12 protein-coding genes are annotated in these 9,768 nt (G+C 37.2%); 1 reads left to right on the forward strand and 11 read right to left on the reverse strand.

The window, feature by feature from the left end; genetic code table 11:
• Positions 1–193: hypothetical protein (locus PSF67_RS07400; RefSeq protein WP_442959145.1), on the reverse strand; the 193-nt coding region annotated here is incomplete at its 3' end.
• 103 nt (positions 194–296) lie between these two features.
• Positions 297–779: a cold-shock protein gene (locus PSF67_RS07405; RefSeq protein ID WP_102140602.1), complete on the reverse strand. Its 483-nt coding sequence runs from the start codon at positions 777–779 to the stop codon at positions 297–299.
• 183 nt (positions 780–962) lie between these two features.
• Between PSF67_RS07405 and PSF67_RS07410 the strand changes: the two genes are divergently transcribed.
• The gene (locus tag PSF67_RS07410) at positions 963–1,652 is read left to right on the forward strand and encodes an RluA family pseudouridine synthase (RefSeq protein ID WP_102140601.1); all 690 of its coding nucleotides are present in this window, start codon (positions 963–965) and stop codon (positions 1,650–1,652) included.
• Between the two features lie 31 nt (positions 1,653–1,683).
• Here PSF67_RS07410 and PSF67_RS07415 read toward each other — a convergent pair whose 3' ends face one another.
• The 9 genes from PSF67_RS07415 to PSF67_RS07455 all read right to left on the reverse strand — a co-directional run bounded on the left by PSF67_RS07415 (position 1,684) and on the right by PSF67_RS07455 (position 9,670).
• Positions 1,684–2,223, reverse strand: coding sequence for a DUF2058 domain-containing protein (locus PSF67_RS07415; RefSeq protein ID WP_102140600.1), 540 nt, complete (start codon positions 2,221–2,223; stop codon positions 1,684–1,686).
• Positions 2,224–2,451: 228 nt separating this feature from the next.
• A complete protein-coding gene (locus PSF67_RS07420) occupies positions 2,452–3,453 on the reverse strand; it encodes a fimbrial protein (RefSeq protein ID WP_229597502.1) in 1,002 nt (333 codons plus the stop codon).
• A gap of 13 nt (positions 3,454–3,466) precedes the next feature.
• The gene (locus tag PSF67_RS07425; RefSeq protein ID WP_102140598.1) at positions 3,467–4,033 is read right to left on the reverse strand and encodes a fimbrial protein; all 567 of its coding nucleotides are present in this window, start codon (positions 4,031–4,033) and stop codon (positions 3,467–3,469) included.
• A gap of 39 nt (positions 4,034–4,072) precedes the next feature.
• Entirely contained in the window at positions 4,073–4,690 is a 618-nt protein-coding gene (locus PSF67_RS07430) for a fimbrial protein (protein ID WP_102140597.1), read from the reverse strand.
• Positions 4,691–4,698: 8 nt separating this feature from the next.
• On the reverse strand, positions 4,699–5,448 hold the full coding sequence (locus tag PSF67_RS07435) for a fimbria/pilus periplasmic chaperone (protein ID WP_102140596.1): 750 nt from the start codon (positions 5,446–5,448) through the stop codon (positions 4,699–4,701).
• 13 nt (positions 5,449–5,461) lie between these two features.
• Positions 5,462–7,993, reverse strand: a complete 2,532-nt coding sequence (locus PSF67_RS07440; protein ID WP_102140595.1) for an outer membrane usher protein — start codon at positions 7,991–7,993, stop codon at positions 5,462–5,464.
• 29 nt (positions 7,994–8,022) lie between these two features.
• The gene (locus tag PSF67_RS07445) at positions 8,023–8,550 is read right to left on the reverse strand and encodes a fimbrial protein (RefSeq protein ID WP_229597500.1); all 528 of its coding nucleotides are present in this window, start codon (positions 8,548–8,550) and stop codon (positions 8,023–8,025) included.
• An 84-nt stretch (positions 8,551–8,634) separates the two neighbouring features.
• The gene (locus PSF67_RS07450) at positions 8,635–9,198 is read right to left on the reverse strand and encodes a fimbrial protein (RefSeq protein ID WP_102140594.1); all 564 of its coding nucleotides are present in this window, start codon (positions 9,196–9,198) and stop codon (positions 8,635–8,637) included.
• Positions 9,199–9,280: 82 nt separating this feature from the next.
• Positions 9,281–9,670: a helix-turn-helix domain-containing protein gene (locus PSF67_RS07455; RefSeq protein ID WP_102140593.1), complete on the reverse strand. Its 390-nt coding sequence runs from the start codon at positions 9,668–9,670 to the stop codon at positions 9,281–9,283.
• Positions 9,671–9,768 lie beyond the last annotated feature (98 nt).

Consider the following 9,768-nt stretch of genomic DNA (forward strand, 5'->3'; position numbering starts at 1 on the left):
TTAAGGTATTTCCAGATGCTAAATAAACGACAGCGGTTGTTTGATCCGTGCTGGTACAGTTTCTTAAGCCAATAGGAAAACTTTTTGAGACTATATCATTCTTAATTTCACTGACTGTTGTCACACCCGATGCATTACCCAATATAATTTCATTAGGAACATCAATTTCACACGTTTTAGCTAAAAATATCATCCTCGTTGGTATCGAGAAATGCTAAAAAAAGAAATGAAAGATGGGATCAAAAATAGACAAGCAAACAGCGCCCAAAGGTGACGCTGTTTTACCTTACAAGAAATCACTTAAATTTAAGTTGTTTCACAGCCTCATCGATATCAATTTCATCTTCCGAAAATGTCAACGATGCTCCATGTAACGTGCTAATTTCTAATTTTTTCAATGAACGCATTTGGTTAGGTTTATCTGATTTTGGTTTAATACTATTCATTAATGCACCAATTGATAACACGGTATTTTCTTTATCAATATGCGTATCCGCAGGTACTTCTACCGAATAAACACGATAGGATTTGATTGATGTAATCTTAATCCGTTCACCTGCAATATAAATGTACTTACTTTCAGGTATGACTTTGACCGCAAAAGCAGATAACCCTTTATTATTTGTCGTCGGTTCAAAAGTAACTGCGGCATTTTTTTTAATCAAATCTGGGTTGGCAACCTTAACCACATGAAAATAACGGTTATCGCCATTCTCATCTTTGATAAATCCAAAACCTTTATCTTCGAACCATGTTGTGATCGTTCCATTCATTGCCATTACCGCCTAATTAATCTTTTATTGACTCAGTTTTTACAACGCGCAGTATAGAGCACAATGCGTGCGCAGACTACGGCTTTGCTTTTAGTCTGAGTGATAAATTTACCCGATGCAAGCGGCAAGCATTCGCCTGCCTAATAAAAATTGGTTATTATCAACAACCATTTTTTGTTGGAAAGGCTAATGACTGAAATCATCGACACCTTTATTGCTCCGCCTTGTCACGATGAGATAGAAATTATCTATCAAGATGAGTATCTGGTTCTTATTAATAAGCCAAGCGGCCTACTCAGCCTTTCTGGAAAAAACCCACAAAACCTAGACTCCGTCCATCACCGATTAGTACAAATATTCCCAGAATGTACTCTTGTTCATCGTCTCGATTTTGGTACATCAGGGTTGATGGTAGTTGCTCGCAATAAAGCAATTAATGCCGCACTGAGCCAGCAATTTAGCCAACGTACCGTAACAAAAATATATCAAGCGCTACTTTGTGGCCACTTAACTGATGATAAGGGTGTCATTGATGCGGCAATAGCAAAAGACCCTGCACAGTTTCCCCGCATGTCTCTTTGTGAAATTAATGGCAAACCTGCCCGCTCTCACTATCAAGTAATTGAGCGCCTATATCACCCATTAGATAATGGCACATTGCTTCCAGTAACCCGAGTCCAATTAATTCCAGAAACAGGCCGAACGCATCAGCTTCGTATTCATTGCCAACAATTAGGCCACCCTATATTAGGCTGTGACTTATATGGAGGCCAAATACCAGAGCATGCATCTCGGCTCATGTTACATGCCAGCGAACTGCATTTTGTTCATCCCATTAGCCAAGAAAGAGTTAATACTCACTGTGCGAGCCCGTTTTAACGCCAAAGCTACGGCTTAAATTTGACGAGTATTACCACATCAGGTCGTCAGGGATCTTAAAGTCCGCATACGGGTCATCTTCATCCTGTTCTTCTTGGCTGAGCGCATTGTTGAGTACGATGCTATCTGCATCTCTTTGCGTTATTTTATCCGCGACGCTTGCTGGGATAATCACATACTCGTTAATATCACTGTTATCAATCGCTAAACGAGCAATAGCCAGACGCCCACTGATCAGTTGCGTTTGTGTTATCTTGTCTACAACAACTTGCTTGATAACGTTGTTATCGGTGAAATTAAAACTAATATCTCCCTTTGAAATATCAACTTTATTCATTTCAATAAGTTGTTTAACTTGCGCTTTGAACTCTTTGGATTGCACCATTTGTTTATGCTGCTCACTCAATTGCTTATCACGCTCAAGCTGTGCTTTTTTATTCTCTTCTACGGCTTCCCTTGCTTCACGCGCTTGAACGCGTGATTTTTTAGCCGTTCTTTGCACTTTCGCCATTTTCTTACTGGTGACTAATCCAGCTTTTAGCATTTGCTCTTGTAAGGTGAGTTTTGCCATCTTCGCCTCTAAATCTATCGGATAATTATGTGATTATACCTGTAGCAATTGAGGCCGGATAGGCTTTGAGCTTCATTGATGGAGAAATTATGTGATGTTATTTAAGAAAATATGCTAACGATGATAATTTAAAATTCGGCGTGTTTAACTTATTTTGTCTAATCTAAAATGTGCTTATGCGAAAAAATAGAGGCTTTCATCCACATAAAAACCTCTCTACTTCAATAGCTACGGAGTGGACATAATAATGGTAGCTGCTGAACTAAACTGGCCTTCTATCAATTCATTTGGAGATAAATTAGGTTTTTTAACTAGCGTGAACATTAGTGTATCTCTACCATGCCCATTTTCTATTTTTGAATCGAAATGCCCATTCATAGGGGAAACTCTTTGCCCTTGATGATAAATCTCAACACCTAATCCCGGCATAATAGGACCTTGACTACCAATATCTCCAGTTCTAACAAGTAAAGCATCAGATGAAAAAGTCGAAGTTTCTCCACTAATAATCATCTTTATTGGCGCTGTCAGATTATTATCTTCACAACTATAAGTGATTTCTGCGTTACGTTGAAAACGACTTGCACTTCCCACCGTTGAAATACCCGATGCATTTACTGTTTCAAAATCAACAATGATGATTTGGTTATCATTGATATCACACGTACCCGTTCCAACAACCACGTCATTACCTGCATAGAAATTCCATTTAAAATAAGCATGGTCAATATGCTGATTACTATTTACAAATGTCGCATATTTATGGAGATCTAACGTCATCAGCAAATCGCCTTTTCTTACCAAAACTGATGGCGTTGGTTTAACATTTACCTGTAAATATAATTTAATTTGTAAAGGTTCACTTGCTGTGGTTAAACGAAATACTTGAATTTCTTTACCACTAAATGGTGCTAAATAGTAAGCGCCACGTACGACCACACCCGCTTTTAATTCTGGGTTATTCTTAAATGTAGGACCAAGGTCAGCACCCGTCACATTTAAATAATCAACGTAAGCACTAGGTGCTTCATTACGGCAGGTCATAAAATCACTCACATCCGCGAATTCATTTATACGATTAGGTACAGCAAAAATATCATTATCGAGAGGAACATCATAAATACTTTGTGTTCCCCCACCAACTTCTTGTCCTCCATTAGTTTTACATTGGAACGCAAAAATAGTTGGGGAAAATAATAAGGTTGCGAGAAGTAATATTAATATCTTCATTGTTGCTGATACCTTAATCATAAATTAAACTAAAAATAGCGGTTGCAGTAAAATGACCAAATGCAATACTTTTATTTTTTATTGCATCAGGTTCCCCTTGCACATTCGCATTAAAACTTAAAATATTCGTGCCATTCTCTAGATTGTATGCAGGTGTCGTACTATTAATGGGAATTTTTTTACCACTATACTCTAAGATTTCAATTCCGATACCTGAAGCCATGCTGCCAGAATCTAATGCAAGAAGGCCAGGTAAGTTGATATTCTCATTTCCTGTAAACTTAACGGTCACCGTTCTAAAGATACTATTATCACAGTCATCTAAATGAATATTAAAATTTTCAAGTGGCGTTTTTTGGTTAATATAGAGGTACTTATTAACAATAGTACCAAAGTCCACAATGATATTTTCATCACCCGGTCTTACTGTACAAGCTTCAGCGACAAGCTGTCCTCGTATCTTAATTTCACCGATTTGACCATTTTTTGCCTGACTCTGTAACGAAAAAAATAACAAACTTAATAGCATCGAGAGTATTATTTTTTTAAATTTATAAAAATTGAAATTTAAGTTATTCATATAAATACCTTCAATGCTATATCAGAAAACCTATTAAGATTATTCATACGTTATTTGAAAAGAAATAACACTTCGATAAGCTCCAGCCTGTAATTTTTCTGCAATTCTTACGGGAGCTACATAATAAGTTAAAATATTTTGCCCCGTAGAAATAAGCTCAGGTTCACTGTACTCACCAAAAGCAATTTCTTTTCCTTTAGGATTAGTTATCTGTAATCCAAGCCCATTCACACCTTCAACTCTCGCGATATTCGGTCTAAAAGGGACAACTGGCGTAATAAACCTAATTTTCATGCCAGGCTGAGAAATACTCCATGTCACATTACCTGATTTATTGTTTCTCAAAACCGTTGGGGTTTCGATACAATCCAATAACTCGATGTTTATCGGCGTCTTGTGGCCTTGGGCACCAATTGTTTTTAATGATGCAGTTTCAATATTTCCTAAATCAACGGATTGAAATGCAGAATCCATCGATAAATGGCATGCACTCTCCGTTAATGAGCCATAAACGAAAATTTTGCCATTTGCACCTTCAACATCCCAATTACCTGTTGTGTTATAAAAGGCATTATTTGATGTCGCATATATCACAGATGAATGAAATATAAGAGATAAGCCAAAGAGTAAGGAAAAGCTTTTTTGATTAATCATCATTTTCCTCTCTATTTATTTTCAGGAACAACCTGACATGTATTTGCTTGACATTTAAATTGAAGTTTTGGACGGCCACCATAGTCATTTATATAGGTCAATACTGGGTTTGCCCCTACAGTAGAGCTTGGAACCCCTAATTTTTCTTCACTAAATGGTGCAACCATAACTGCCTTAAAATTCTGGTTTACAGGTGAATTTTTTCGCTCGGCCGCACCAATAATCGTAATATAAAAAGGAGTTGGGTTTTTAATGATATATTGGTCGCCTTGTTTAATAAGCTGTGTTTTTTCTTGCCAAGGATTATTCAGCATTTCAGTTTCGCTTAGCATGATACTTTTAGGGCGATAAAATAATTTAATTTTGCTTTGTAACGCTAATTGCAAAACATTCGGTTTATCACTTTTTGGCGGGATCTCCCTTAAATTAAAGTAATAAACACTTTCTCTATCCTGAGGTAACTGGTTAATTTCAGGAAGTGCCTCAATACGGACTTGGCTTGATTTTTCGGGCTCAACTCTCTGCACTGGAGGTAATACCGCAAACGGTGAAGTAATTTTTACCCCTTGAATATTTTCAACCCACCCTTGGGCCAAATAAGGTAGCTGGTTATTTTTATTCGTAATAGTAATTGAAACGCTTTTTTGATCGCCATTAAAAATAACTCGGGTTCTATCTAAAGCAATTGCCGAGAACGCACTTCCGCTAACTAAACTGCTTAATAAAATAGTACTGATATATAAATTAGTTAATTTTTTCATAGCAATCACTCATTTACAGATTATTATCTGCTTCATTACGTTTATTTGATAATGGTTTACAAGGAATGAATAATCCTTGGTTAATTGTTTCTAAGTTTTCAGGAAAATTAATTTCACATTGTGCTTCACCACCCCAATGAATAATCATGACTTCATTTGGATTGATACCACTAACATAGGCATATCCATTATCAGTAACTATTCCCGTTTCTTTTCCTTTCAAATTCGTGATCTGAGCGCCAAATGGCGGTGCAGAACCGTCAGACATACGCATTGAAAGCATCATCTTTTCACCAGACAATACATTAAATTTGCGATAGCCAATCGCGCCTTCTGTTAATGTCGCTTGAACAATAGAATCCGTTACCTCGGCATTATTCGGTAATGCATTTAAATCGACTTTAACTTTACTGCGGTAGTAGCTATTTAAGTCAGGAACAACCACTTTACCAAATGCATTTGATGCAATAGGGATCCCTCGGTCTGATACGGGAATTTTAGCCACACCATCAGTGTCGATCAGCAAACGAGTTCCGCCAATATTTGAGACTCGGTGAGCATCCGCACCATTTAAAGTCATGGTAAATCCACCTTGTGCCCCTACCCCAAATGACGTGTAATTATTATGAATATAGCTAGCATTCGCAGTTAACTTAGTATTATCACCATAATGGGTAATATAGGTGCTTGCGGTTCCACCTTTGTTGGTTGAGCCTGCACTGACTTGATAATTGGTTCTATCTGACAATTTGTCATAATAGGTTGCTCGATTAACGGTATCATCCCGTGTTGCTTGTAATGAATAACCAATATTTGCACCATTTCCCCAAGGCATTGAAGCTGAGATATACAGGCCATCATCATTTGTTTCGTTATATTTATTACGATAGGCCGATAACGAAATATTAATATTCTTCAGGCTTCCCCAATCTAAGGTTTTTGTCACCATTAAATTGTAGCGATTACTTTCTGGCTTATCCCAATAGGTTTGGTGCGAGTAGTTTAAATACGCTGTAATTCTCGATTCTCTAAAGTTTTTATTTAAAGAAATCACATACATTTCTTTATTACTACCTTGACGCTCACCAGAATCTTTAGCCGTTAAAAAATCGGTTACAGTCATAAAACTGCGTTCTGAGAATCGGTAACCTGCGAACTGAACTTGGCTATCATAGTCATCAAAACGTTTTGAATAGTTTATTCGATAAGAATTACCTGTGAGTTTTTTATCATTAGGAATATTTGCAATAGAATGCGTAATATCGAAAGATAAGGCACCAAATGCCAATAAGTCACGACCGACACCCACGTTAAATGCATTATAGTCTTGGCTATTTAGTGAACCTGCAAGTAATGACCAACCATTAGTGACACCCCAGGACATTTCACCACTCGCAAATGTATCTCCATTAACATGATGACTCATATCCGTTGGGCGACCCATCGCTAATTTATATCGAATACTACCTGGTCGAGTTAAATAAGGGATATTGGCTGTTTCAACCTGATATTCTTGAACCGAACCATCCTGCTCTTCGATTCGAACATCCAGTTTTCCCGTCGTCGCATCACTTAAATTTTGGATACGGAAAGGACCCGCGGCGACTTGTTCTTGATAAATAATTCGCCCTTGTTGGCTAACAATCACCGTCGCATTTGTCGTTGCAACACCTGTTATTTCAGGTGCATACCCACGTAAATTAGGTGGTAACATTAAGATATCAGAGCGTAAGCTAACACCTGTAAATCGAAAACTATCGAATAAATCGGTGTTAAAATAGTCCTCACCCAAGGTCAATTTTGCTTTAATACTGGTTAACGCTTTGTAGGCGTATAATCGGCTCCATTGAAAGTCATGCTCATTTTTACTATTCGAGCCAGTTTCTCGTTGAGCACGCCCCTGCCAATCCCCCCTAAAGCGCCATGCACCAAGGTTCACACCTGCGACACCATTTGCTGTCACATTATAGTTACTATTGTTATCATGAGGCTTATTCGCTCTTGCGTTGATATTGTAGTCTAAAATAGCCCCTGAGATTCCTTCATCCCACAGAGAAGGCGGATCCCAGTTAGCTGTTCTATATTCAAGGTAGGCTTGAGGTATACTCAGATACAACGTTGAGTCCGATAAATCCCCTCGTGCTTGAAAGCCGGGTAAGCTGCGTAAATCAAGGCACTCATTATTATGCCACCACGTAATTTGCTTCAACGAACTGGCTGTTAATCCTAGCTGCTGGACTTGCTCTGGTGTGATACAAACGAGGCTATCTTCAGGGTCATTTTCTGGCGCATAGAATGAAAACCGTTGCTCAGGTAAAGTTTCTTTATTTACTTGTACTTTGAGAGGATAAGTGCCAGGCATAATATAGCCTGCCCGTGAGAATTGTTTAATATCAATGTTTTTTTTGTCTTCTAAATCAAATAATGCCGTATTAAATTGTATGGTATCGGCAGCATATAACTGAGCGGATAATGCCCCAAATGTAATCATTATCGTTGTCGTTATTATATTTATTTTGTGTTGTTTAAAAAACATAAAAAACATCCCTAAAACACCAATATAATTTCTTAGAATTAATAATAATCGACCTTGAACCTTAATAAGGTTTGGTAATTACCCGCTTTAACAGGATGATAATTGGTGACTAATTGCATTTGATATTTCAGGATCATTGTCCCTGGTGTAATTCCTAATGCAGGTAATGGCTTTCCTGGTGTAATGGAATATCCCGATATATCATGCAATGCCAATTGCACTCCTTTTGCTTCACCCGAGAGTGTGAAAAAATCACCTTCTGATGGACCATCAAAAGTGACTTCGAGTGAATTCCATTCGTTATTATCTTTCGAATATTTTTCCCAACGACAATCAATGAGCTTAATATCGAATTCTTTTATGGGGCCTTTCCCAACTTCACGAATATAGCTTGTTGGAAGTACCCCCATATTAATGGTCTGATCCCTAGACCCAATATCTATTGCGCAGGCAGTATCGACTATTTCGCCATTCATCGTGACTTTTCCCCATCCATGAGATGATGCAGCCATTTGTGGCGAAAGAAATAATGTTAGAAGAAATAGGGAAGATACTTTTCTTCGCAAATAGATAAATCCTTTCACTTTAACCTCTGACTTAATTTGGTGATTAATAGAGGAACACAAAGGTATTCCTCTTAAACTAATCAATTAGTTATAAGTTAAGGTAAAGTTAGTTACGCCTTCGAATTTACCTAATGGAATTTTATCAACCGCAACGTTTGCACCTTGTACATAAGCGCTATAACGTAATGTATTATCACCCGCTTGTAATTGATGTTCTTGAGCTGTTGCAACTCCCATATCTAACGCTGCGCCATTAGTATCCGTTAATTGAATACCCACGTTGCCAGCAATAGTTGTATCTGTTGCGTCTAAGCCTGTTACTCCAAGTAATTTAGAGTTGAAAGCAGCGCTAGAACCAGAGAATGTGATACTCACTTTATCGTTGTACACTTTATCATCTGCATCTTTCGGGAATACACAGTCTTCCAATTCAATATTGAATTGCTTCGCGCTAGAAGTACCGCCATTCGCTAAAACAGAGTTAGCGATTTGGCCTAACCATACTGTTTGGTCAATAGAATCTGAACTAATTGAGCAAGGTGCATCGATGATTTCACCTTTAAATGTGACTTTACCATGCCCTTGATCAGCGAGTGCTGGAGATGCAATAGCGGCAGAAACTAGTGCGGCTAAAAATACTTTTTTCATTTGAACCTCATTTATATATAACAACGTGATGATTACCCAACATGATGTAGGGCATAGTTAGAATTTATTATTTTTAAAATAACTATTTGCTGTATAAAGAATTTAAAATAATTTCTGTTTGTCGATTAAAAATATAATGGTAGTTATCCTTTTCATCGGATAAACATGCACTATTATGAATAAATGAATTAGCACTAGGGTTTTTTTCATTTATTTTCAATGATACACTGTCAAAAAATGCACTTGGGCTAATTTCTAGATAGAATAAAATTGAAAATAGCATTCCACAGTTAATGCTACATATTCCTCTTTCATAACGAGATATTTGTTGTTGTGATATATTTAATTTTTTAGCTAGATCACTACCACTAAGTCCTTTCTCTTTTCTAAGATGCGATAATTCCATGCCAATTTGTTCAGTTAGTATTTTCTGAAAGCTATCTATACTGGTCTTTAATTTATTACTTTTCATATCTCACCAATAAAGCCTTATGTAATGTGGCAAAACAATCAGAACCGCTCGCAAAATAAACAATTTATTTTTTGAAATGCAAAAAAAACGCAACAAAA

This window comes from Providencia sp. PROV076 (genome assembly GCF_028483405.1).
Taxonomy (GTDB): domain Bacteria; phylum Pseudomonadota; class Gammaproteobacteria; order Enterobacterales; family Enterobacteriaceae; genus Providencia; species Providencia huaxiensis.

Coding starts and splice junctions, on each gene's coding strand:
- PSF67_RS07405 (WP_102140602.1), bottom strand. CDS start 779: ATGGCAATGAATGGAACGATCACAACATGGTTCGAAGATAAAGGTTTT.
- PSF67_RS07410 (WP_102140601.1), top strand. CDS start 963: ATGACTGAAATCATCGACACCTTTATTGCTCCGCCTTGTCACGATGAG.
- PSF67_RS07415 (WP_102140600.1), bottom strand. CDS start 2,223: ATGGCAAAACTCACCTTACAAGAGCAAATGCTAAAAGCTGGATTAGTC.
- PSF67_RS07420 (WP_229597502.1), bottom strand. CDS start 3,453: ATGAAGATATTAATATTACTTCTCGCAACCTTATTATTTTCCCCAACT.
- PSF67_RS07425 (WP_102140598.1), bottom strand. CDS start 4,033: ATGAATAACTTAAATTTCAATTTTTATAAATTTAAAAAAATAATACTC.
- PSF67_RS07430 (WP_102140597.1), bottom strand. CDS start 4,690: ATGATGATTAATCAAAAAAGCTTTTCCTTACTCTTTGGCTTATCTCTT.
- PSF67_RS07435 (WP_102140596.1), bottom strand. CDS start 5,448: ATGAAAAAATTAACTAATTTATATATCAGTACTATTTTATTAAGCAGT.
- PSF67_RS07440 (WP_102140595.1), bottom strand. CDS start 7,993: ATGTTTTTTATGTTTTTTAAACAACACAAAATAAATATAATAACGACA.
- PSF67_RS07450 (WP_102140594.1), bottom strand. CDS start 9,198: ATGAAAAAAGTATTTTTAGCCGCACTAGTTTCTGCCGCTATTGCATCT.
- PSF67_RS07455 (WP_102140593.1), bottom strand. CDS start 9,670: ATGAAAAGTAATAAATTAAAGACCAGTATAGATAGCTTTCAGAAAATA.